The sequence below is a fragment of the Mesorhizobium sp. B3-1-8 genome (assembly GCF_006439495.1).
Classification (GTDB): Bacteria; Pseudomonadota; Alphaproteobacteria; order Rhizobiales; family Rhizobiaceae; genus Mesorhizobium.
Window position 1 is genome coordinate 1 of the sequence record NZ_VFTK01000003.1, and the last position, 22590, is coordinate 22590.

The 22590-nt window shown below is 65.2% G+C and carries 18 protein-coding genes; 12 read left to right on the forward strand and 6 right to left on the reverse strand.

Going from position 1 to position 22590, the window contains the following annotated elements:
• The 3 genes from FJ424_RS03505 to FJ424_RS03515 all read left to right on the forward strand — a co-directional run.
• Positions 1 to 1661, forward strand: a 1661-nt coding sequence (locus tag FJ424_RS03505; protein WP_210239385.1) for an immunoglobulin-like domain-containing protein, incomplete at its 5' end; no start/stop codon positions are given.
• A gap of 31 nt (positions 1662 to 1692) precedes the next feature.
• Positions 1693 to 3411: a type I secretion system permease/ATPase gene (locus FJ424_RS03510; RefSeq protein WP_140651297.1), complete on the forward strand. Its 1719-nt coding sequence runs from the start codon at positions 1693 to 1695 to the stop codon at positions 3409 to 3411.
• A complete protein-coding gene (locus FJ424_RS03515; RefSeq protein ID WP_140651299.1) occupies positions 3408 to 4739 on the forward strand; it encodes an HlyD family type I secretion periplasmic adaptor subunit in 1332 nt (443 codons plus the stop codon). Before FJ424_RS03510 ends, FJ424_RS03515 begins: the two co-directional genes overlap by 4 nt.
• Positions 4740 to 4770: 31 nt before the next feature.
• Here the strand turns inward: FJ424_RS03515 and FJ424_RS34440 are convergent, their stop codons facing one another.
• Together FJ424_RS34440 and FJ424_RS03525 are read right to left on the reverse strand one after the other, a co-directional pair.
• A complete protein-coding gene (locus FJ424_RS34440; protein WP_140651300.1) occupies positions 4771 to 5226 on the reverse strand; it encodes a hypothetical protein in 456 nt (151 codons plus the stop codon).
• A gap of 80 nt (positions 5227 to 5306) precedes the next feature.
• Positions 5307 to 5759 carry a MucR family transcriptional regulator gene (locus FJ424_RS03525; protein ID WP_140651627.1) on the reverse strand — a complete coding sequence of 151 codons (453 nt, stop codon included), beginning with the start codon at positions 5757 to 5759 and terminating at the stop codon, positions 5307 to 5309.
• Between the two features lie 382 nt (positions 5760 to 6141).
• On the opposite strand from FJ424_RS03525, the gene FJ424_RS03530 reads away from it, so the two are divergent.
• From FJ424_RS03530 to FJ424_RS03565, 9 genes are all read left to right on the forward strand, one after another.
• Complete coding sequence (locus FJ424_RS03530) at positions 6142 to 7002, forward strand: DUF6502 family protein (RefSeq protein WP_181181964.1); 861 nt, start codon at positions 6142 to 6144, stop codon at positions 7000 to 7002.
• A gap of 32 nt (positions 7003 to 7034) precedes the next feature.
• Positions 7035 to 8087, forward strand: coding sequence for a DUF5666 domain-containing protein (locus FJ424_RS33420; RefSeq protein WP_181181965.1), 1053 nt, complete (start codon positions 7035 to 7037; stop codon positions 8085 to 8087).
• Positions 8088 to 8567: 480 nt separating this feature from the next.
• The gene (locus FJ424_RS03540) at positions 8568 to 9170 is read left to right on the forward strand and encodes an ANTAR domain-containing response regulator (protein ID WP_140651304.1); all 603 of its coding nucleotides are present in this window, start codon (positions 8568 to 8570) and stop codon (positions 9168 to 9170) included.
• 2 nt (positions 9171 to 9172) lie between these two features.
• Entirely contained in the window at positions 9173 to 10399 is a 1227-nt protein-coding gene (locus FJ424_RS03545; protein WP_181181976.1) for a CmpA/NrtA family ABC transporter substrate-binding protein, read from the forward strand.
• Positions 10400 to 10759: 360 nt separating this feature from the next.
• Positions 10760 to 10930, forward strand: a complete 171-nt coding sequence (locus tag FJ424_RS33425) for a hypothetical protein (RefSeq protein WP_181181966.1) — start codon at positions 10760 to 10762, stop codon at positions 10928 to 10930.
• Between the two features lie 52 nt (positions 10931 to 10982).
• On the forward strand, positions 10983 to 12284 hold the full coding sequence (locus FJ424_RS03550) for a nitrate/nitrite transporter (RefSeq protein ID WP_140651308.1): 1302 nt from the start codon (positions 10983 to 10985) through the stop codon (positions 12282 to 12284).
• A 17-nt stretch (positions 12285 to 12301) separates the two neighbouring features.
• Positions 12302 to 14752: a nitrite reductase large subunit NirB gene (nirB, locus tag FJ424_RS03555; RefSeq protein ID WP_140651310.1), complete on the forward strand. Its 2451-nt coding sequence runs from the start codon at positions 12302 to 12304 to the stop codon at positions 14750 to 14752.
• Positions 14752 to 15087: a nitrite reductase small subunit NirD gene (nirD, locus tag FJ424_RS03560; protein ID WP_181181977.1), complete on the forward strand. Its 336-nt coding sequence runs from the start codon at positions 14752 to 14754 to the stop codon at positions 15085 to 15087. The genes nirB and nirD overlap by 1 nt, the downstream gene beginning before the upstream one ends.
• Before the next feature lie 3 nt (positions 15088 to 15090).
• Positions 15091 to 17760 carry a nitrate reductase gene (locus FJ424_RS03565; protein WP_140651314.1) on the forward strand — a complete coding sequence of 890 codons (2670 nt, stop codon included), beginning with the start codon at positions 15091 to 15093 and terminating at the stop codon, positions 17758 to 17760.
• Between the two features lie 31 nt (positions 17761 to 17791).
• Here the strand turns inward: FJ424_RS03565 and FJ424_RS03570 are convergent, their stop codons facing one another.
• From FJ424_RS03570 to FJ424_RS03585, 4 genes are all read right to left on the reverse strand, one after another.
• On the reverse strand, positions 17792 to 18778 hold the full coding sequence (locus FJ424_RS03570; RefSeq protein ID WP_140651316.1) for an ABC transporter permease: 987 nt from the start codon (positions 18776 to 18778) through the stop codon (positions 17792 to 17794).
• Positions 18775 to 19761 carry an ABC transporter permease gene (locus FJ424_RS03575; protein WP_140651318.1) on the reverse strand — a complete coding sequence of 329 codons (987 nt, stop codon included), beginning with the start codon at positions 19759 to 19761 and terminating at the stop codon, positions 18775 to 18777. The genes FJ424_RS03570 and FJ424_RS03575 overlap by 4 nt, the downstream gene beginning before the upstream one ends.
• On the reverse strand, positions 19758 to 21299 hold the full coding sequence (locus FJ424_RS03580) for a sugar ABC transporter ATP-binding protein (protein WP_140651320.1): 1542 nt from the start codon (positions 21297 to 21299) through the stop codon (positions 19758 to 19760). The genes FJ424_RS03575 and FJ424_RS03580 overlap by 4 nt, the downstream gene beginning before the upstream one ends.
• Positions 21300 to 21498: 199 nt before the next feature.
• Positions 21499 to 22533: an ABC transporter substrate-binding protein gene (locus FJ424_RS03585; protein ID WP_140642493.1), complete on the reverse strand. Its 1035-nt coding sequence runs from the start codon at positions 22531 to 22533 to the stop codon at positions 21499 to 21501.
• Positions 22534 to 22590: the final 57 nt, after the last annotated feature.

The following is a 22590-nucleotide window of genomic DNA, read 5'->3' on the forward strand; positions in this document are numbered from 1 at the left end:
ATCCCTATGCCGACGGCGAGAGCTACCAGGTCGCCATCACCAACACCAGCGGCGGCAACTACGAGGCGCTCGACACCACCGACAAGGCGACGGTGACGGTGCACGACACCATCGACACCACCGCCATCACGCTGGACGACGTCAGCGTCAACGAGGGCGCGGGAACGGCGACGATCACCGCCCACGTCGCCAACGCGGTCACCGGCTCGGATCTGGTGGTCAGCCTCGACAACGGCGCCAGCGTCACCATCGCGGTCGGCGCCACCAGCGGCGTCTCGACCGCCTTTGCGGTGCAGGGCGACGATCCCTATGCCGACGGCGAGAGCTACCAGGTCGCCATCACCAACACCAGCGGCGGCAATTACGAGGCGCTCGACACCGGCGATACCGCGAAGGTGACCGTCACCGACAACGATTCACCGCCGAGCTTCTCGATCGACGTCACGGTCAGCGAGGCGGCCGGAACCATCACCTTCACGGTCACCAAGACGGGCGCGACGGCGTTGCCCGCCACTGTGGACTACCAAGTGGCGCCTGGCACCGCATCGGCCGGCAGCGACTACGCCGCCGGGCCCGACGCGTTGAGCAGCACACTCAGCTTCGCTGCCGGCGAAACGAGCAAAACCATCACCCTGACAATCGTCGACAATGCGGTGTTCGAGCCGACGGAGCAGTTCTACGTCAACCTCAGCAACCCGACCAATGCGACGATTTCCGACAACCAGGGGGTGGGCACGATTACCGACAACGACCTCAGCGGCCCGACTGGCATCGATTTCGTGCCGACGCAGACCGGCAACAATGCGCTTCTGGGTCATTTCATCGAGCTGGGCGATCCGGATGCTGCCACGGATCACTACACATTCAGCTACTCGGCCACCTCCAACAACGCTCTTTCGGCGTCGAACGTCTCGGTCGACTCGGCCGGCAATCTGACGGCGTCTCAATCGAACGCGGGCATCGGCGACTACAATGTCCACGTGACTGTCACCGATCAGGCGAACAACACGACCAGCGCGGATTTTCATGTGCTTGTCGGGCTTAACGGAAGCAGCGACGACACGCTGACTGGCGGAAGCGGCAGCGACATCGCTGCCGGCTACAATGGCGGCGATACGCTGAGCGGTGGCGCCGGACGCGACTATCTGCTCGGCGGCCAGCAAAACGACATTTTAAGCGGCGGCGGCGGCAATGATGTGCTCCTGGGCGGCAGCGGAAATGATCAATTCCGGATGATTGCTCCGAGCCAGAACGGCACCGACACCATTCTGGACTTCGCGGTCGCGGGCCACACGATTGGCCTCCAGCAGGGGGCCGACGGCTGGAACGCGGCCAACACCAGTGCGACCGCCACAGGCGCCGCGCTTAGCGCCTCCGATTATCAGACCAGGAACGCCATCGCCAACATCGCGCCCGGCGACGCCAACAAGGTAGTGGAAATCCAAGCCGCCCAGACTACATCTCAGATCACCAACGGCACGGCAGGCGCCGCCAACGCTTACGTCGTTGTCTTCAACAGTGATACCGGCAAGGGGGAACTCTGGCACGACGCAAATTGGAGCGACACGGGAGGCCGCGTCCATGTGGCCACGCTGGATGATGTGACAACGCTAACGCAGTTGCTAGGGCTCGACAACACCAAGTTCGTCGAGTGGACCTGAGCAGCTCTGTGCAATCGCGCCGGTGCCTGCGATGAACAACGCCCTGCGTATCGCCCTCTCCCGTTGCCGCGGCGGTTTCGCCGCGGTGGCGGGGTTCAGCTTCGTCATCAACCTGCTCGTGCTCTCGACCTCGATCTATATGCTGCAGGTCTATGATCGCGTGCTGACGGGACGCAGCGTGGAAACGCTCGTCTATCTGACGCTGATTACGACGGCGGCGCTGGCTGCAATGGGCGCGCTCGAATTCTTCCGCTCCCGGCTGCTGGTGCAGCTCGGCACCTGGATCGACCGCGTGCTGTCGCCGCAGGTACTGGGCCGTGGGCTTGAGAACGCGTTGCGCGGCTCATCTTACCGCACCGAGGCGCTGCGCGACCTCGCCACGCTGCGCGGCTATCTTGGCGGCGGCGGCATCATGGCGCTGTTCGACGCGCCATGGATGCCGCTCTATCTCGGCTTCATCTTCCTGCTGCATCCCCTGCTCGGACTTCTGGCGCTGGGCGGCGCGATCATCCTGTTCGGCCTCGCCCTTGCCAACAACGCACTGACGGCCAACACGCTCAAACAGGCCAACGCCGCTTCCGCGCGCGCCTACCAGGCGGCGGATGCCGGTTTCCGCAATGCCGAAGTCATCGACGGGATGGGCATGGGCGGGGTACTCGCCCGGCGTTGGGACGCAGCCAATGCGTCCGTGCTCGCGCTGCAGACGACCGCCAGCGACTGGGCTGGCCTGATCAATGCATTCACCAAGCCATTCCGGATGTTCCTGCAGGTCGCGGTGCTGGGGCTCGGCGCCTGGCTGTCGCTGCGCCATGAAGTCTCGCCCGGCGCCATGATCGCGGCCTCGATCATCATGTCGCGCGCGCTCGCGCCGGTCGAGCAGGCTATCGCAACCTGGAAACAGACGACCGCCGCTCGCGAGGCCTGGCGTCGCCTGGACCGGCTGTTCGAGGCTCCGTCGCTGCGCCCCCCGGGGATGGAATTGCCGCGTCCGCAGGGGCGGCTTTCGGTCGAGGCTGTCGCTTACACGCCAGCCGGCGCCAAGGAGCCCGTGCTCAAAAATCTCTCCTTCGCCGTGCCGCCGGGCCAGGTGCTTGCTGTGATTGGCCCGTCTGCGGCCGGCAAGTCGACGCTTGCCCGCCTGATCGTCGGCATGCTGTCGCCGCAGCAAGGCCGGGTTCGGCTCGACGGTGTCGACGTGTTTTCCTGGAACCGAACCGACTTCGGCTCTTATGTCGGCTACCTTCCTCAGGACGTCGAACTCTTTCCCGGCACCATCCGCGAAAACATCGCCCGCATGGAACAAGGCGATCCGGCCGAGATCGTGGCCGCCGCCCAGATGGCGGGCGTGCACGAGATGATCCTCAGGCTCCCGAATGGCTACGATACCGAGATCGGCGAACAGGGTTCGGTGCTCTCCGGTGGGCAGCGCCAGCGCATTGGCCTTGCCAGGGCGCTCTACCGCCGTCCGGCGCTGGTGGTGCTGGACGAGCCGAACTCCAATCTGGATGCCGTCGGCGAGGAAGCGCTGAACCAGGCGATTGCCGCGATGAAGGAGGCAGGTTCGACCGTGGTGATCGTCGCCCACCGCCCGTCCCTGATGGTGAACGTCGATTGCGTCCTGGTGCTGAACGATGGCCAGCCGCAAATGTTCGGCCCGCGCGATGGCGTGCTTGCGCAACTGCGCCGCCCCGAGCAGCAGTCCGCCCCGCCGCAGGTCCGGGTCGTGAGCTCCGAAAGGACCGGGTCGTGACGGAAGCCGCGCTGTCGCTGAAAATGCCGCCGCCACCGCCCGCATGGCCGGCGGTAAGCGCCCATGTCTTCGGCGGCCTGACCGTCATCGGCCTGCTGTTCGGTGGCTTCGGCCTCTGGGCAGCCACCGCGCCGCTGACGAGCGCGGCGGTCGCGTCCGGGGTGGTGAAGGTCGACAGCAACCGCAAGACCGTGCAGCACCTGGAAGGCGGCATCATCCGGGAAATCCTGGTCCGGGAGGGAGACCTGGTCAAGCAGGGTCAGATACTGGTCCGCCTCGACGGGCTCGACGCGGAATCCGACCGCGACGCCGTGCGCGGCGAACTCGATTCCGCGCTCGCCGGCGAAGCCCGCCTGATCGCGCAGCGCGACGGCCTGAAGACAATTCCTTTTTCTGCGGACCTGTCGGCGCGGCAAAGCGACTCCACCGTCGCCGAGGCCATGGCCGGGCAGGAGCGCATCTTCCAGGACCAGGCCAAGGTTCAGGCGTCGGAGGTCGAGGTCTGGCAGCAGCGGATCGCCCAATACCATGCCCAGATGTCGGCGCTCGCTGCGAGAGTTGCGGCCTTCGAGATCCAGTTGCCGTCTCTGCGGGAAGAGCTGGCGGACGCCCGCACACTTCTGAAGAAAGGCTATGGGGTGAAGTCCCGCGTGCTCCAGCTCGAACGGCAGGTCATTGCCGCGCAGGGGGAGGCTGACTCGAACCGTGGCAATATAGAAAGCCTGCGGCAGCAGATCGCCGAGGCGGACGCGCAGATCGACAATGGCCGGCTCTCCTATGTCAAGAAGGCCGCCGAGGACCTTCGTGACGTCCAGACCAAACGCTCCGAGCTCGAAAAGGCGCTTCAGAAGACCGACGCGCGCGCGGCGCGCCGGGATGTCGTTGCGCCGGAAGATGGGGCGGTAATGAACCTTCGGTATTTCACGCCGGGCGGCGTTGTGCCCCCCGGCGGGATTATTCTCGATCTGGTTCCCGACCAGGACAAGATGGTGCTGGACGTCAAGATTCAGCCGCTGGATATCGATGTCGTTCGCCCCGGTTTGCCGGCGACGGTGCGGCTCGTCGCCTACAAGCAGAGAACCACGCCCACGGTGAAGGGCGCCCTTACCCGGGTTTCGGCCGACGCCGAGATCGACGAGCGCAGCGGCGCGACGTTTTTCAGGGGGACGGTCGAGGTGAGTGCCGATGAGCTGAAGAACCTCCCACAAGTGAAGCTATATCCGGGAATGCCGGTGGACGTCTCGGTTGTCACCGGCAAGCGAACCCTGCTCGAATATCTCTTTCAGCCGGTCGCCGACAGTTTCGCTCATGCCTTCAAGGAGGAATGAAAAGGCCGCCAGCCTCCAGTTGGCATGGCATTCATGGCTGCAGCTCCATCGTGCGGGCGCCGCGAAGCGGCGGCGCGCGATGGGTTGAGACGACGACGATCCGATCGCTGAAGCGGGCGAGCAGCCGCTCGAGAACGCGCGCTTCCTGCGTATCGTCGAGGTGGGCTCGTCGAGCAGCATGAGCGGCTTGGTCGACAGCCAGGCGCGGGCGAGATTGATCGGGAGCGAATTGCAGCCGGACGATCTGCTGGCGGCCGCCGGAAAGCGTCTTGGTCAATTTCACGACGCCCGAAAGCACATTCGAGAAACGCTCGACGCTCCTGGAATCGCCCACCAACTCCTTGCCGGCCTCGGCCTTGTACCGCTTCGTCGATTTGGCGAACGCTTGGAACTGTTCGGCATTGAGCGCTCCGCATATGCCGCGATGCGGCGCCTCGCACGAAGCGCAGAGCACCGGGACGCCTGTCGTGTGAATATCCTCGCGCACGACGGAACACCTATGGTGTCGCCTGGCAGCAACGCTCGTGGCGTCGCAGTCCGCCTGAAACCTGCCGGCCGTCCCGGACCTTACTTTATCCTTCGGCCGAGGCCCATGGATTTGGCCAGTTTCGAACGCGTTGCCGAATAATTTGGCGCTACCATCGGGTAGTTCGAAGGCAGGTTCCACTTCGCTCGATACTGATCCGGCGTAAGGCCGTATTGGGTCTCGATATGCCGCTTGAGCGATTTGAAGCGCTTGCCGTCTTCCAGGCAGATGATGAATTCCGGCGTGACGGTTTTTTTCGCCCGGGCCACGCCCTTTATCTCGTCCGGCGGGACATCGGGCGACCCAAGTGAGATCAGCTTGATCGAGGCGTATATCTTGCCGATGAAGTCGGGCAGCTCGGCCGCAGGCAGCGGATTGTTCGCAATGTAGGCGGATACAACGCTTGCGGTCAGGGAGATGGCGGGATCTAGGCGTTCGTTGAGCGAGACAAAGCCGTCCGAGGAGCCTGAAAAGTCCTTTCCGTTGGTCTCCATGCCGCGATGCGCAAGGTCGACGCGGTCGACATTGCCCGCCGTGCCGTCGAATCCATCCAGGGCCTTGTTTATGGCCGGCTTCACATAAGGCCTTTTCAACAATGCTCTCCTCTGCCGGTCATATCTTGGCGGTGATCGATGTGAGATTCTGCCTCTCGATAAAGCATTGTGGGAAAATTTCACACATGTCAACCGAGGGAGGTCTGCCGAGCAGACAACGCGGGAGCTGAGGACTTGGACATGGAGACACGCCTTGCGATTGAGGATAGCGAGGTGGACAGGCGGCATTGCAGGCCCATCTATTGTGGAAGCATTTCCCACGGGCTATTTTCGGCAGGAATTTTCGGGGCATAGGTGGTTGATTGACGGGTGAAGGACGGCGATGAGCAAATCGGCGGAACAATATCTGGATGCCGCGGGCGTCCAGAGCGCGTTGAACCGGGTGCTTCGCCCGTTGGTGCGATTGGCGATCAAATGCGGGGTGACGTTTCCCACCTTCGTCGACCTGCTTCGGCAGATCTACGTCAACGTGGCGGAGCATGAATTCACGCTGCCCGACAAGCAGCAGACGGACAGCAGGGTAAGCCTTTTGACGGGTGTCCATCGCAAGGAGGTCAGCCGTCTGCGAGGCGCCGGCGCCCCTGTCAGGGTGATACCCGAATCCGTTTCGAGGACGAGCGCGATTGTCGCGCGCTGGCTTGCGGATCCGTTGTTCACCGATGCCAAGGGCGCGCCATTGCCATTGCCGCGAATGGCCGAGGCCGGAGAGGCGTCGTTCGCGGGCCTCGTGGAGTCGGTGACGCGGGATTTGCGGCCGAGAGCGGTTCTGGACGACTGGCTCGATCGAAAGCTGGTGGAGATCGACGAGGAGGACCGCATCGTCCTGATGGAGGCGGCGATTGCGCCGCGCGACGACGGCGAGGTCAGACTCTATTACTTTGCCCGCAACCTTCAGGACCATGCCGCCGCCGCCGTCGCGAACATCCTGGCGGACAAACCGCCTTTCATCGAGCGGGCCGTCCACTATGACGGGCTCTCAGAAGACCTTGCCAGGTCGCTCGAAGCCTACAGCCGCAAGGTCGCGATGGAGACACTTATCCAGCTCAACAAGCATGCCAACCAGGCGGTGAAAAGCGATCCCGGCGGGACAAACCGTTGGAATTGCGGCGTCTACATCCTCACCTCCGACGGTGCATCGTTTGCCGGAGAAGAATCCTCCAAGCCTGCCGGCGGAGACGCTTGATGCACTGGAGGTTGACGAGGCGGAGTTTTCTGATGCTCGGCGCCGCCTTTCCGGCGGCGTTGCTCAGTTCAATTGCAACGGCGACGGATACGTCGAGCGACCGGGGTATCGGCGGCACCGGGTGGACGGCGGGAACGGAGAGCGATCACGGCATCGGCGGCACCGGCATAGTGGGCACCATACAGGGCTTCGGCAGCATCTTCGTCAACGATGTGCGCGTCGCCTACGGTCCGGACGTGCCCGTTTGGATCGACGGCGTCGCAGCCACCACAGGCAGCCTCAAGGTGGGACATGTTGTGCGCGTGGCCGTGACACGGGATGCGGATCGCGTCGTCACGCGTGAAATCCACGTCACCAGCGAGGTCGTCGGGCCTGTCGAACGCGCGAGTCGCGGTTCGATCCTGGTTTTGGGACAGAGCGTGGACACCAGCCGCGTTACAGGAATGCCGGCGGTCAAGAAGGGGGATATCGTGGCCGTTCAAGGCATCCGGCGGCCAGGCGGGAAGATCGTTGCAAGCTTGATAGAGGCCAGACCATCCGGGACGCCTTACCTTGTGCGCGGCCTTGCGGTCGTGAGGTCGGGCTCACTGCTGGTGGGACGACTGAGCCTCGGCTCAAGGTCGCTGCAGCTCGCGAACCGCCGCGTCGAACTGTTCCTGGCCAAGGCCAGCGGCGGCTACAGGGTGTTGCGCATCGAGGCGGAGGTTCCGGTTCCACGGGCCGATGCCGCGAACGTGCTGTATGAGACCTTCCTGCGGCGCCAGGGACCTCGGCTGGTTTCGGGTCTGGGGGTCTCTATCGACGACCAAGGCGACGATTCGAAATCGACAGCTGTCGTCCACGCGTTCGTTGCCGTCGGGTTCGACCGGGCGGGCAACATCGTATCGGCCTCGCGCCAGGCGAATTCCGGCATGCGGCCGCAAGGCCCGTCCGGCATGCCCGGTCAGCCGCCTGGTTCAGGTCCGCCAAAAGGCCCAGGCGGTCCAGAGGCTCCCGGGGGCGCCTCCAATGGCGAATCGGTTGGGCCCGGTGGGCCTGGTGGGCCGAGCGGCCCCGGTGGACCGGGGGGTCCAGGCGCTCCCTGAGGTCCCGCACGAGGACCTAGCAGGCTGTTGCCGCCGGCAAGGCCGAACGCTTCGCGGTGCAGGCTGCCCCGCTGCTCGAAAACACGCTGTCTCGCGATGACGATAGATCCGGCCGGCCTGTCTCTTGCGAGGGACAGGCCGGCCGGCGCAGTCGCACTGGGCTCTTTTACCGGGGTGGGTGTTTCGAGCCTTTTCGTTACGGCTGCTCTTCCGCGGATCATGCGGGGGGCAGGTGATCCGTGGAAATTCAGTCCGGGCCTGCGAGAGCAGGTCCGATCGAAGCAGCCTTGATCGACGACCAAATACCTGTGGGAAAATTACCCACATGTCAAGCGACTCGTTGGCCGACCGCCCCCTGGCGGGCGATTTCATGTTCGCCCGGGGCGATGCTCAGGTTGCTTACCCCTGGTAAGGCCCGGCCCGCGGCCTTCCCGCCGACTACCGCATTGCACAAATCCGGCCTACCTGCACAATAGGCGCATGTCCGCCGGTTCGTTGACCATCCTTGTTATCGACGAGAACCGCATCCGTGCCTCGATCATCGAGGCCGGATTGCGGGATGCCGGCCATCGGCATGTGACGGTGATCCATGATGTGGCCGGCATAGCCCGGCGCATCGCCGAGATCGAGCCGGACGTCATCGTCATCGACCTCGAAAACCCCAACCGCGACATGCTGGAGAACATGTTCCAGCTTTCGCGCGCGGTGAAGCGGCCTATCGCCATGTTCGTCGACCGCTCGGATCAGGCTTCGATCGAGGCGGCCGTCGACGCCGGCGTGTCGGCCTATGTGGTCGACGGGCTGAAAAAAGAACGCATCAAGCCGATCCTCGACATGGCGATCAGCCGCTTCAACGCCTTCTCGCGCATGGCGCGCGAACTGGAGGAGGCGCGCAGCGAGCTCGAGAACCGCAAGGTCATCGACCGGGCCAAGGGGATCTTGATGAAGTCGCGGGGCCTAAGCGAAGAGGCGGCCTACGCGCTGCTGCGCAAGACCGCGATGAACCAGAACCGCAAGATCGCCGACATCGCCCAGAGCCTGGTGACGGCTGCGGGATTGCTGGGGCCTCTGGAGGGCGAATGAGCATGTCGGTAGCGCATCAGATCACCGCCGGCTTCATGCCGCTTTTCGACAGCGCCGTCCTGGTCGCAGCCGGCGAGATAGGTTTTGCCGCGCGCGAGGGCATCGAGCTCAAGCTGCAACGCGAGACTTCCTGGGCTAACATCCGCGACCGCATCGCCATCGGCCATTTCGATGTCGCGCATATGCTGGGGCCGATGCCGCTCGCCTGCAGCCTTGGCCTCACGCCGCTTGCCTCCGAAACCATCGTGCCGTTCTCGCTCGGCCTCGGCGGCAATTGCGTCACCGTTTCCAACGCCGTGTGGGAAGGCATGGCGGCGCATGGCGCGGCGCCTGACCTCGATCCCGCCCGCGCCGGGGCGGCGCTCGGCGCGCTGATCCGCGAGCGGATGGGCGCCGTTCGCGAGCCGCTGCGCTTCGCCGTCGTCCACCCGCATTCCGGGCATAATTACGAATTGCGATACTGGCTTGCTGCTTGCGGCATCGATCCCGACCGCGACATCGAAATCGTCATCGTGCCGCCGCCCTTCATGACCGACGCTTTGGCTGCCGGCCGCATCGACGGCTATTGCGTCGGCGAGCCCTGGAACAGCGCCGCCGTCGCGACGGGCACCGGCCACATCGTCACCGTCAAGGCGCTGCTGTGGCGCAACAGCCCGGAAAAGGTCATCGGTGCCCGCAGGGCCTGGGCTGAGGAAAACCCGGAGGCGCTAGCCGCCCTGCTCAGGGCGCTGCATCATTCCGCCCGTTGGTGCCAGGATCCGGCGAACCGCGGCGAACTGGCCGCGCTGATGGCAAGGCCAGCCTTCCTCGGGCAGCCGGAGACGATCCAGATGCCGGCGCTCACCGGACGCCTTCAACTCGGCGGCGGCGCGGAACGGCGCGTCGAGGATTTCTTCCTGCCTTTCGACAAGGCGGCCAATTTTCCCTGGAAGAGCCATGCGCTGTGGTTCTACACGCAGATGGTGCGCTGGGGGCAGTTGCCGCACACGCCACAGAACCTGGCCATCGCCCGCGACTGCTACCGGCCCGACCTCTATCGATCGGCGCTCAAGCCGCTTGGCGTCGCGCTGCCCGGCGCCAATGCCAAGGTCGAGGGCGCATTGAAGGTCGCGACGCCGGTCGGCTCGGCGGGGGCCAGTCTGATCCTTGGCCCCGATGGATTCTTCGACGGCCAGATCTTCGATCCGGACCGGATCGACGCCTATATTGACGGCCAGAAGCGAGCTTGATTATTTGCACGCCATTCTTGTGCGTTGCACAAAATTTATGCGGTGTTGTCGCGCCATTGATCAATGTTTGACCGCAAACATGTTTGGCACGATCGCCGACTGGCGTTCATACCGCTTTGATTTTCCACAGAATTCAGCTTCTTCATAAAACTGGCACGCTTCGTGCTTTGAAATAGCCGAGCCCCTCGCGGGCAATGGAACAGGCGTCCAATGGCGGGCGCCACAGGCAAAGCTGCCGCTCAGGTCACCACGCGATCCCGGATGTACGGACGCGAGAGGGCCTGGACGGCAGCTTTTTCGTTTTTGGCCGACACGCAATCGACGGCGCTGGCCCCAGGCAGCGCCAAACGGGAGACGACGATGACGAGATGGATCGGAACGACATCCCTCAAGGATTTCACCCGCCGCGATTTCCTGGCGAGCAGCGTGCTGACGGCGGTGCTGTTCATCGCCGCGCTGCTCTTGTTTCCCGCCAGCCACGAAGCCGAAGGCAAGGGTCCGCAAGTGATCGCGCAAACCCCGTCGCGCTGACCATGATCAACACCACACGCGGCGCCTTCCACGCTGCAAACCGGAGCCAGCCATGACCGCAAATCTCCCAGCCGCGCCCAGCCAGGACAGTGCTTCCCGGCAGGCGCTTACCATGTCCACCATCGCCTTCACCGTCTGCTTCGCGGTGTGGACGATCTTCTCCATCATCGGCGTTCGCATCAAGCAGGAGCTTGGGCTCAACGAGACCGAGTTCGGCCTGCTGGTCGGCATGCCGATCCTGACGGGCTCGCTCGTGCGCATGGTGCTCGGCGTCTGGACCGACCGCTATGGCGGCCGCCTGGTCTACACAGCGACCATGCTCGCGGCCGCGGTCGCGACCTTCCTGCTCGCTTTCGCGCACACCTACGGGCAGATGCTACTGGCCGCGCTCGGCGTCGGGCTCGCCGGCGGCTCCTTCGCCGTCGGCGTCGCCTATGTCTCGCGGTTCTTTCCAGCCGGAAAACAAGGCACGGCGCTCGGCATCTTCGGTGTCGGCAATGTCGGCGCCGCGGTCACCAAGTTTCTGGCGCCGTTCGTGCTCTTGTCCTGGGGATGGCAGTCGGTGGCGCTGATCTGGGCGGCGGCGCTGGTCGTCATGGCCATCGTCTTCTGGTTCACGACCGACGACGATCCGGTCATCCGCGAGCGCCGCGCCGGTAAGGTGGCGCCGGCAAGAAGCTTCTGGCAGGAATTCGCGCCGCTGAAGAACCTGCGGGTCTGGCGCTTGGCCTTCTACTATTTCTTTTCCTTCGGCGCGTTCGTGGCGCTGTCGCTCTGGCTGCCGCGTTACCTGATCGGCGTCTACGGCTTCGGCATCGCCACCGCCGGCATGATCGGCGCCGCCTATTCGATCCCCGCCAGCATCTTCCGCGCCTATGGTGGCGTGCTTTCCGACCGCATCGGCGCCCGCACGGTGCTCTACTGGACCTTCAGCGTTTGTGCCGTCGCGACGCTCGTTCTGTCTCTCCCCTCGGCAGACTATGTCGTGCGCGGCATCAGCGGGCCGATCCCTTTCCACTTCGAGATCGGCCCGCTCGCCTTCATCGCCATCGCTTCCGTGCTTGGCTTCTTCATGAGCCTCGGCAAGGCCGCCGTCTACAAGCACATCCCGGCCTATTATCCGCAGAGCGTCGGCGCTGTCGGCGGCGTGGTCGGCATGATAGGCGGGCTCGGCGGTTTCATCCTGCCGATCGCTTTCGGCGCGCTGAACGACCTCACCGGCGTCTGGTCGAGCTGCTTCATGCTCCTGTTCCTGATCGTCAGCTCGTGCCTGCTCTGGATGCACGTCACCATCCGCCGGATGGAGCGCGCGGCCGCCGTCAAGACATCGTCCCTTTCCTACGCCGCCGAATAGATCGGAGCAGACCGGACATGAGCGAAAAACTCATCATCATCGGCAATGGCATGGCGCCAGGCAGGATGCTCGAGCACCTGCTGGAGGCAGCGCCGGACCGTTACGCCGTTACCATCTTCAACGCCGAGCCGCGCGTGAACTACGACCGCATCATGCTGTCGCCGGTGCTGTCGGGCGAGAAGGCGTTCGAGGAGATCGTCATCCATGGCGACGGCTGGTACATCAAGCACGGCATCACGCTCTACAAGGGCCACAAGATTGTCGCCATCGACCGTGAGGCCAAGACCGTCACCTCGGACCACGGCGTGACCGAAAGCTATGACCGGCTGGTCATCGCTACCGGCTCGGTGCCCTTCATCATTCCGGTGCCCGGCAAGGAATTGCCGGGCGTGCTCAGCTATCGCGACCTCGACGACGTCAATGCCATGCTGCTCGCCGCGCAGTCGCGTGCCAAGGCAATCGTCATCGGCGGTGGCCTGCTTGGGCTCGAAGCCGCTGCCGGGCTGAAAGAACGCGGCATGGACGTCACCGTGCTGCACGTCATGCCGACGCTGATGGAGCGCCAGCTCGATCCGGCCGCCGGCTACCTGCTGCAGAAGGCCGTCGAGGCGCGCGGCATCAAGGTCATGACCAAGGCCAACACCAAGGCCATCGTCGGCAACGGCAAGGTCGAGGGCGTAGAACTGATGGATGGCACGGTCATCCCGGCAACGCTGGTTGTGATGGCGGTCGGCATCCGGCCCAGCACCACGCTCGCCAAGGAGGCCGGGCTGGAGGTCAATCGCGGCATCGTCGTCGACGACCGCATGCGGACTTCCGATCCGGCGATCATGGCGCTCGGCGAATGCGCGGAGGTCGGCGGCCATGTCTATGGGCTGGTCGCGCCGCTCTACGAGATGGCCCGCGTCGCGGCCGCCGGGCTGGCGGATGGCGAGGACAGGCGCTTCGTCCACTCCGACACGCCGACCAAGCTCAAGGTCACCGGCATCGACCTCTATTCGCTCGGCGATTTCGCCGACGGCGAGGATCGCGAGGAGATTATCCTGCGCGACGCATCCGCCGGCATCTACAAGCGCGTCGTGCTGCAGGACAACCGCATCATCGGCACGGTGCTGTTCGGCGAGACGGGCGACGGCGCCTGGTTCAACGACCTCAAGAAGAAGGCGACCGACATTTCGGAGATGCGCGACACGCTGATCTTCGGCCAGGCGTTCCAGGGAGGCGTTTCCTCGGACCCTTTGGCGGCCGTTGCGGCACTGGCGGATGATGCGGAAATCTGCGGCTGCAACGGCGTCTGCAAGGGAAAGATCACCGGCGCGATCACCGGCAAGGGGCTGACCGGTCTCGACGATGTGCGCGCCCATACCAAGGCCTCGGCTTCGTGCGGCTCGTGCACGGGCCTCGTCGAGCAATTGCTTAAGCTCACGTTGGGCGACACCTACAATCCGGCGGCGGTGCAGCCGATGTGCGGCTGCACCAGCCTTGGCCATGACGACGTGCGGCGGCTGATCAAGGCGAAGGGACTGAAGACGATCCCCGCCGTCATGCAGGAGCTCGAATGGAAGACCTCCTGCGGCTGCGCAAAATGCCGGCCGGCGCTGAACTACTATCTCGTCTGCGACTGGCCTGACCAATATGCCGACGACTACCAGTCGCGCTTCATCAACGAGCGCGTGCACGCCAACATCCAGAAGGACGGTACCTATTCGGTGGTGCCGCGCATGTGGGGCGGCGTCACCAGCGCCGGCGAATTGCGCGCCATCGCCGACGTGGTCGACAAGTTCGATATCCCGATGGTCAAGGTCACCGGCGGCCAGCGCATCGACATGCTTGGCATCCGCAAGGAAGACCTGCCGGCGGTATGGGCCGATCTCGGCAAGGCCGGCTTCGTCTCCGGCCATGCCTACGCCAAGGGCCTGCGCACGGTGAAGACCTGCGTCGGTTCCGACTGGTGCCGTTTCGGCACGCAGGATTCGACCGGCCTTGGCATCCGCATCGAGAAGTTCATGTGGGGCTCCTGGACGCCGGCCAAGGTGAAGATGGCGGTGTCGGGCTGCCCACGCAACTGCGCGGAAGCGACCTGCAAGGATGTCGGCGTGGTCTGCGTCGACTCGGGCTACGAGATCCATTTCGCCGGGGCCGCCGGCCTCGACATCAAGGGCACCGAAGTGCTCGGCCTGGTTAAGACCGAGGACGAGGCGCTGGAGGTGATCGTGGCGCTTGTCCAGATGTATCGCGAGCAGGCCCGCTATCTGGAGCGCATCTACAAATGGGCCAAGCGGATCGGCACCGCCGAGATCAAGAAGCAGACCCTCGACGATGCCGAGAAGCGCAGAGCCTATTTCGAGCGCTTCGTCTTCAGCCAAAGATTCGCGCAGGTCGATCCGTGGTCGGAGCGCGTCTCCGGCAAGGACAAGCACGAGTTCCGGCCGATGGCTTCGGTCGGTTTCGCGGAGGCAGCGGAGTGATCAATATGAACTGGATCGCCATCGGTTCCATTGCCGACATTCCGCAGCGCGGCGCGCGTTGCGTCGTCACACCGCAAGGCAAGATTGCCGTCTTCCGCACGGCGGACGACCAGGTCTTCGCCATCGACGACCATTGCCCGCACAAGGGCGGACCGCTCAGCCAGGGCATCGTCCATGGCGCGGCGGTGACTTGCCCGCTGCACAATTGGGTGATCTCGCTGGAGACCGGCAAGGCGCTCGGCGCCGACGAGGGCTCGGTGAGGACAATCCCGGTCAGGATAGAGGGCGAACGGCTGTTCATCGCGCTTGCAGCGCTGGCCTCGAAAGCGGCCTGAGGCATGGAAGAAGCACGCGAGGTGAGGACCACCTGTCCCTATTGCGGGGTGGGTTGCGGCGTGCTGGCCGAGGTCGCCGCGGACGGCACGACGACCGTTCGCGGCGATCCCGATCATCCGGCCAATCTAGGCAAGCTTTGCTCGAAGGGTGCTGCGCTTGGCGAGACGCTCGGCCTTGAAGGCCGTTTGCTCCGGCCTGAAATCGGCGGCAGGCAGGCCGATTGGGATGAAGCGCTCGATCTCGTCGCCGGAAAATTCTCGCGGGCGATTGCCGAGCATGGACCGGACTCGGTCGCCTTCTATGTATCCGGCCAGCTACTGACCGAGGATTATTACGTCGCCAACAAGCTGATGAAGGGCTTCATCGGCTCGGGCAACGTCGACACCAATTCGCGGCTCTGCATGGCGTCGTCCGTCGCCGGCCATCGCCGCGCTTTCGGCGAGGACATCGTTCCCGGCGTCTATGAGGATTTCGAGCGCGCCGATCTCATCGTGCTCACCGGCTCCAACACCGCATGGTGTCACCCGGTGCTCTATCAGCGCATGCTTGCGGCGCGAAGAGAACGCGGAATCAGGATCGTCGTCATCGATCCGCGCCGCACCGCCACGGCCGACGAGTGCGACCTGCATTTGGCGCTCGATCCCGGTACGGATGTGCTGTTGTTCAACGGGCTGCTGGCGCATCTCGTGCAAGCCGGTAAGGTCGATTCAGGCTTCGTCCGTGACCATACATCGGGCTTCGACGCCGCATCCGTGCTCGCCGGCGCCGATGCGCCGTCGATCGCACGCGTCGCGAAAGGCTGCGGATTGGCGGTCGCCGACGTCCAGGCCTTCTACGATCTCTTCGCCGAGACCGAGCGAACGGTCACCGTCTACAGCCAGGGCGTCAATCAGTCGGCGCATGGGACCGACAAGGTCAACGCCATCATCAACTGCCATCTTGCCACCGGCCGCATCGGGCGACCCGGTATGGGGCCGTTCTCGGTCACCGGTCAGCCGAACGCCATGGGCGGCCGCGAGGTAGGCGGCCTAGCCAACCAGCTCGCCGCGCATATGGACTTCGCGGACGAGGCCAACGTCGACCGGGTCTCGCGCTTCTGGAAGGCGCCAAGCGTCGCGCGGCGCGGCGGCCTGAAGGCGGTGGATATGTTCCAGGCGGTCGCCGACGGCCGCATCAAGGCGCTGTGGGTGATGGGCACCAATCCGGCCGTCAGCATGCCGGATGCGTCGCGCGTGCGCGCCGCCTTGTCCAAATGCGATTTCGTCGTTGTCTCGGATGTGACCCGCACCGACACCACGCGCCATGCCGACGTGCTGCTGCCGGCCGCCACCTGGGGCGAGAAGGACGGCACGGTCACCAATTCGGAGCGGCGCCTCTCGCGTCAGCGGCCGTTCCTGCCGCTGACGCGAGAGGCGAGGGCCGACTGGCGCATCATCTGTGATGTCGCCGCCCGCATGGGCTTTGGCGATGCCTTCGCCTACCAGGCGCCGGCCGACATCTTCCGCGAGCACGCGGCGCTGTCCGCCTTCGAGAACAGCGGCGAGCGCCTGTTCGATCTCGGCGGCATGGCTGACCTCAGCGACACGGACTATGCCGCCTTCGCGCCGCGTCACTGGCCCGCACCGGAGCGAGGCGAGCAGCAGATGCGATTGTTCAGCGACGGCCGTTTCCCGACGCCCGACGGCCGTGCGCGCTTCGTGCCGGTGCGGCAGGAGGCAACCGCCTTCACCGTCGATGCCGATTATCCGCTGGCCCTGAACACCGGCCGGCTGCGCGACCAGTGGCACACCATGACGCGCACCGGGACCGTGCCGCGTTTGATGGCGAACGCGCCGGAGCCCGCGGTCGACATCCATCCGGCGGATGCGGCCGCGCACCGTCTCAAGGACGGCGACCTCGCCCATCTTTCGACCCGCTTCGGCTTCGTCCGTGCACGGGTGCGGGTGTCGGAAGCACAGCGGCGCGGCCAGGCCTTCCTGCCCATGCATTGGAGTGGCCATTTCGCGGCGAAGGCCGCGGCCGGTCTGCTGTCCTCACCGGTTACCGATCCGCATTCCGGCCAGCCGGAGCTCAAGCATGTTCCGGCAATGATCGTGCGGGAAGACATCGGATGGGCAGGCGTGCTCATCACACGGCGCGATCTCAAGCCGACAGGTTTCGTCCATTGGAGCCGGCATGCGGTCGAGGGCGGTTGGGTCTACGAGCTCACAGGAACAGAGCCGCCGGACCAGGGCATTCTCCTGGCGCGCAAGCTGCTCGGCGTCCAACGGCGAGACCAGCTTCTGGAATATACTGACCGGCGCGGCCTCGCCTATCGCGCGGCGGCCATTGACGATGGCGGCGCCATGGCCGAAGCCTTGCTGGTCGCCGCCCCGGATCAGTTGCCGGCACGTGACTGGCTGGTGTCGCTGCTCGCAGCGCGCCAGCCACTGTCGGCGACCGATCGCCATGCGCTTTTGTCGGGACGCTCGCCGGTGCCCATGCCTGCCATCGGGCGGGTCGTGTGCGCCTGCTTCCATGTCGGCGTCAACCAGCTTGCGTCGGCCGTAGCCGCCGGATGCGACAGCCTCGAAGCGATCGGCTCGACGCTGCGCGCCGGTACCAATTGCGGCTCGTGCCGCTCGGAGATCAGGGCGATCATCGATGCCCGCCATGTACAGGCGGCGGAGTGAGCCGTGCCTGTCACGGCCACGTCGCTTGGTTCTATCGGTCCTCGACGATCCGCAGATACGCCGCCGTCACGAACAGCACGATGAAGCCGAACAGGATGCGGCGGCCGCCTTCGGGCATTTGCAGGATGGTGAGCAGCGTCGTCAGCACGGTCAGGATCAGCGCGCCGATGATGGTGCCGGTGTAGCCGCCGCGGCCGCCGAAGATCGAGGTGCCGCCGATGACGGCGGCGGCCACGGATGGCAGCACCAGCGGTTCGGCGAGCGACAGCGAGGGCGCCTTGATCAGGCCGATATAGAGCAGGCCGGTGATGCCGGCGAGCAGGCTGGAGAGGACGTAGAGCGCGGTGATGACCTGCCAGTAGCGGACGCCCGACAGACGCGCGGCGCGCTCATTGTCGCCGACGGCGTAGAGCAGGCGACCGAAGCCGGTGCGGTTCAGCATGAAGACGATCAGCACCGCCACCGGCACGAACAGCAGAAGCGCGTTGGGAAAGCCGTAGGTGACGCCGGTGCCCAGCCAGCTGAGGAAATCCGGAATCTTGGCGCCGGAGGCGATCACGGTGCGCTGGTAGACCTGCAGGAAGCCGGTGCCGATCAGGCTGGTGCCGAGCGTCATGATCAACGGATGCACCCGGAACACGCCGACACCGATGCCGTTGACGAGGCCGATCAGCACGGCGGGCAGCATGGCCAGCAGGAACGCCACCGCCGGATCCTGGTTGACGATCTGCGTCGCCATGATGAAGGCGCCCATCGTCGCCACCGTGCCGACGGAAAGGTCTATGCCGCCGGTCAGCATTGTCATGGTCTGGCAGCCGGCGAGGATCGCCAGCGGGATGGCGAATTTCGCCGTGTTGGCGAGCCAGCGCTCGTTGACGATGCCGGGGCGCAGCACCTGCAGGATCGCGACGAGGATGATCAAAAGGATGATCAGCGGGATCAGTGGCCGGTCCGCCATGAAGCGCTTGATCCGGCGACCGAACGAGACCGGCTGGGGCATGGTCGCGATGTCGGTCATGGCGTTGCTCCTACCGGGCGGCTCCGCATGGTGATGAAGGCGCCGAACATCACAACCGCGACCATGATCGCGCCCTCGATGATCGCGGTGACGTTCGGATCGATGGCCAGAAGCGTCAGGTCGGTGCGCACCAGCCTCAGCACGAAGACGGCGATGATCGGCCCGAGCAGGCCGCCCTTGCCGCCGCCGAGCGCGACGCCGCCCAGCACCACTGCGGCGACGCTGGCCAGCAGATAGGGCCCGGGGATGGGCGCGCCGATGCCGGTGCTGACGGTGAGCGACAGGCCGCCAAGCGCTGCGAACAGGCCGGACAGCGCGTAGGCGGTGATCCTGGTGCGCGCCACCGGCACGCCGCTGCGGAAGGCGGCGAGCTCGTTGCTGCCGATGGCGTAGATGGAGAGGCCGAGGCGTGAGCGCCTGAGCGGAATCCACACGATGCAGAGGCAGACGACGAGCAGCACTAGCGCTTTCGGCACCCAGGCGTCAGCCCAATCCGGCAGGCCGGGGATCGGCACGGTGCCGATAACGCTTGCCTTCAGCCATTCCGCGGCGGCGCCGCCGGGGGCGCCCAGCACAAGCAGCGCCGCGCCCTGGAGCACGAACAGCATGGCCAGGGTGACGACGATGTCGGGCACCCGGGTGACGACGATGAGGAGGCCGTTCAGCGCGCCGAGCACCAGCCCCATGGCCAGCACGAAGGGCACGACGAACAAGGCATATTCCTCGCTGGCGCCGTTCATCATCGAGGCGGCGGTGACGCTGGTCAGCGCCATCATGGCGGCGACCGACAGGTCGATGCCGCCGGCGATGACGACGACGGTCTGGGCCGCGACGGCAAAGGCGTAAGGCAGAACCGCGCGCGCCAGCGAACCGAAGTCGCCGCTGCCATAGCCCGGCTGGATCAGCTTGGTGACGACGAAGAGAAAGATCAGCAGGGCGAACAGCCCCGCGACCCAACCCTGGTTGCGGAGAAAGCGGCTCATGACGCGGCCTCCGCACTGGAACCGGGTTTGACCTCGGCAAGGATGCCGACATCCGCCTTGGCGCCGCGCGGCAGGCCGTAGGCTGCGCGCATCAATGCCGCTTCATCGGCTTGCTCGACCGGGAAAGTGTCGACGACGCGGCCGCCGAAGATGACGATGACGCGGTCGCAGACACGCTGCACCTCTTCCATTTCCGAGGTGTAGAACAGCACCGACTTGCCCTGGCCGGCGAGCTCGCGCAGCAGCTTGTAGATTTCCTGCTTGGTGCCGACATCGATGCCGCGCGTCGGGTCGAAGCAAAGGATGGTGCGGGCGTTGGCCGCGATCCAGCGGGCGATGGTCACCTTCTGCTGGTTGCCGCCGGAAAGGCGCTGCACCTCACCCTGGGCGCGGGTGTCGATCTGCAATCTGGCGATGGCGCTGGAAACCACCACCTGCTCGCGTCGCATGCGGATCGGGCCCCATTTGCGCAACGCCGCGCTGAAGGGCAGCGCGATGTTCTCGCGCACCGAGCGCTGCATGGCCAAGGCCTCGGCGCGGTCGCCCGGCACATAGGCGATGCCGGCCTGGATGGCGTCGCTCGGATGCGAGAACTTCACCGACGCGCCGTCGACGTCGATGGTGCCGCCGGTCGGACGGATCGAGCCGGCAAGCGCTGCGAAGAGCTCGTCCTGGCCCTGGCCCTCGAGCGCAAACACGCCGGCGACCTCGCCATTGGCGAGATCGAAGGAGACGTCGTTGAGCTTGGTGCCGAGCTGCAGGTTGCGGACCGACAATCGCGGGCGGCGGCCGCCGGCAACCGCCACATCATTTGCCGCGCGCGCGGTGACGTGTGTCTTCTCGATGCGGGTGCCGAGCATCATCTCGACTATTCTTTCTTCGACGCCCGGCTCGATGTCGACGACACCGACCGTGGAGCCGTCGCGCAGCACGGTGGCGCGGTCGCAGAGCGCGGAGATCTCGACGAAACGGTGCGAGATGAAGATGACGGAGCGGCCGGCGTCGCCCTGGCGCCGCACGACTTCCAGCACCTTCTCGGCAAGGTTCGCGGGCAGAGCCGCGGTCATCTCGTCGAGGAGAAGCACGTCGGGTTCGACGGCAAGCGCGCGCGCCAGATCGAGCACGCGCAGGATGGCCAAGGGGATATGACGCGCCGTCTCGCGGATATCGAGGTCGGGAATGCCGAGCTCGCGCACCCAGGCGCGGAACGGCTCGACCGGCGTGCCGGTCAGCCGCAGATTGGACAAGACATCGAGATCGGGGATCAGCGCCGGTTCCTGGTAGACCGGCAGCAGCCCGGCGCGGCGGGCGTCGGCGGGCGAGCGGACATCGAGCTGCTGGCCGCGGATCAGGATGCGCCCGGCGTCCGCCTTGATCGCACCGGTCAGGATCTTCACCAGGGTCGACTTGCCGGCGCCGTTGGCGCCCATCAGCGCATGCACCTCGCCCGGCAATACGGAAAGCGAGGCGTTGCGCAGCGCGGCAACCGCACCGTAGTTCTTCGCTACGCCTGTGGCGTCGAGGAGGTTGGTGGTCAAAGCTTTCTCGATTCAGAGTGTTCCACCGTTTCATGGAAACGGCGAACCGCTCTATCCTTTTGTTTTACGCAATTCCGGACGGAAACCGCTCACACTTTTCCTGGAATTGCTCGAAGGCTCAAATTATGCGTGCCAAATCAAATGGCAAGGACGCCAGACCTTGGTCCAGCGTCCTCGCGCTTGCGTCCGGATCAGGCGCTTATTCGCCCGGGCCCTTGCAGGCTACGATCTGCTCCTTGGTGTAGGTCGTCCAGTCCGGGATCGAGATCGAGACCGGCCATTCGGGGCTGAGCGAGGGATCGACGACGCTCTTCAGCTTGGCCTTGCCTTCGTCGGTGGCGTTTTCCCAGAGCTGCGGCTCGACCAGCACGGTCTGCTGCGCCGGCTTCTTGCCGTCGAGAATCTGCAAGGCGAGCGTCACGCCGGCGCCGCCGATCGAGCCGGGATTGGTGACCGCAGCACCGACCAGGCCCTTGACCGAGCTGAGCTGGCCGACGAAGCCGGCATTGTCGGCGCCGACCACAGGCACCATCGGCGCCTGCTGCTCGACCAGCGCGTCGACAATCACGTTGTCGATGCCAGAGGTCCAGATGCCGTTGATCGGGGTGCCGGTGGCGAGGAAGGACAGGATCTGCTGCTTGGCCTGATCCTGCTGCCAGCCGGTGAAGACTTCCTGCGCGACCTTCACGTCGGGGAATTCGGCGAGCGCCTTCTTGAAGCCTTTGTCGCGATCTGAGTCGGCCGAAGCGCCGGCGGCGCCGCGCATGTAGAACACCTCGCCCTTGCCGCCCATCTGCTGGAACAGCCACTTGGCGCCGAGATAGGCATATTGTTCCTGGTTGTTGGAGATGATGTAGGCGGACGGCTCGGTCACCGCCTGGTCGACGGCGACGACGACGATGCCGGCCTTGGTGGCTTCCTCGAGGCCGGCTTTGATGCCAGCCGGATCGGCCGGGTTGACGACGATGGCGTCGACCTTGGCGCTGATCAGGTTGCGGATGTCCTCGAGCTGGCCGGCGGCGTCGGTGTTGCGGTGGGCGATGTTGAGCTTCGTCACTTCGCCGGATGCGAGCGCCTGCGCCTTCATCGCGCAGATCATTTCCTCGCGCCAGCCATTGCCCTGCACGGTGTTGGAAATGCCGATCGTATACTTGCCGGCGGCGGCCGAAACGCCCACCGAGGCAAGCAAGGCGGCGCCGGCAAGGAGCGAGGCCACGGTCAGATGTCTTTTCATTTCAGTACTCCTCCACATTGATCTTTTCAGTTCAGTTCCAGGGCTCCGACGCGGTCG

Coding starts and splice junctions, on each gene's coding strand:
- nirB (WP_140651310.1), top strand. CDS start 12,302: ATGAGCGAAAAACTCATCATCATCGGCAATGGCATGGCGCCAGGCAGG.
- FJ424_RS03525 (WP_140651627.1), bottom strand. CDS start 5,759: ATGGAGACCAACGGAAAGGACTTTTCAGGCTCCTCGGACGGCTTTGTC.
- FJ424_RS03510 (WP_140651297.1), top strand. CDS start 1,693: ATGAACAACGCCCTGCGTATCGCCCTCTCCCGTTGCCGCGGCGGTTTC.
- FJ424_RS03550 (WP_140651308.1), top strand. CDS start 10,983: ATGACCGCAAATCTCCCAGCCGCGCCCAGCCAGGACAGTGCTTCCCGG.
- FJ424_RS03575 (WP_140651318.1), bottom strand. CDS start 19,761: ATGAGCCGCTTTCTCCGCAACCAGGGTTGGGTCGCGGGGCTGTTCGCC.
- FJ424_RS33425 (WP_181181966.1), top strand. CDS start 10,760: ATGACGAGATGGATCGGAACGACATCCCTCAAGGATTTCACCCGCCGC.
- FJ424_RS03570 (WP_140651316.1), bottom strand. CDS start 18,778: ATGACCGACATCGCGACCATGCCCCAGCCGGTCTCGTTCGGTCGCCGG.
- FJ424_RS03585 (WP_140642493.1), bottom strand. CDS start 22,533: ATGAAAAGACATCTGACCGTGGCCTCGCTCCTTGCCGGCGCCGCCTTG.
- FJ424_RS03545 (WP_181181976.1), top strand. CDS start 9,173: ATGTCGGTAGCGCATCAGATCACCGCCGGCTTCATGCCGCTTTTCGAC.
- FJ424_RS03565 (WP_140651314.1), top strand. CDS start 15,091: ATGGAAGAAGCACGCGAGGTGAGGACCACCTGTCCCTATTGCGGGGTG.
- FJ424_RS03540 (WP_140651304.1), top strand. CDS start 8,568: ATGTCCGCCGGTTCGTTGACCATCCTTGTTATCGACGAGAACCGCATC.
- FJ424_RS03530 (WP_181181964.1), top strand. CDS start 6,142: ATGAGCAAATCGGCGGAACAATATCTGGATGCCGCGGGCGTCCAGAGC.
- FJ424_RS33420 (WP_181181965.1), top strand. CDS start 7,035: ATGCTCGGCGCCGCCTTTCCGGCGGCGTTGCTCAGTTCAATTGCAACG.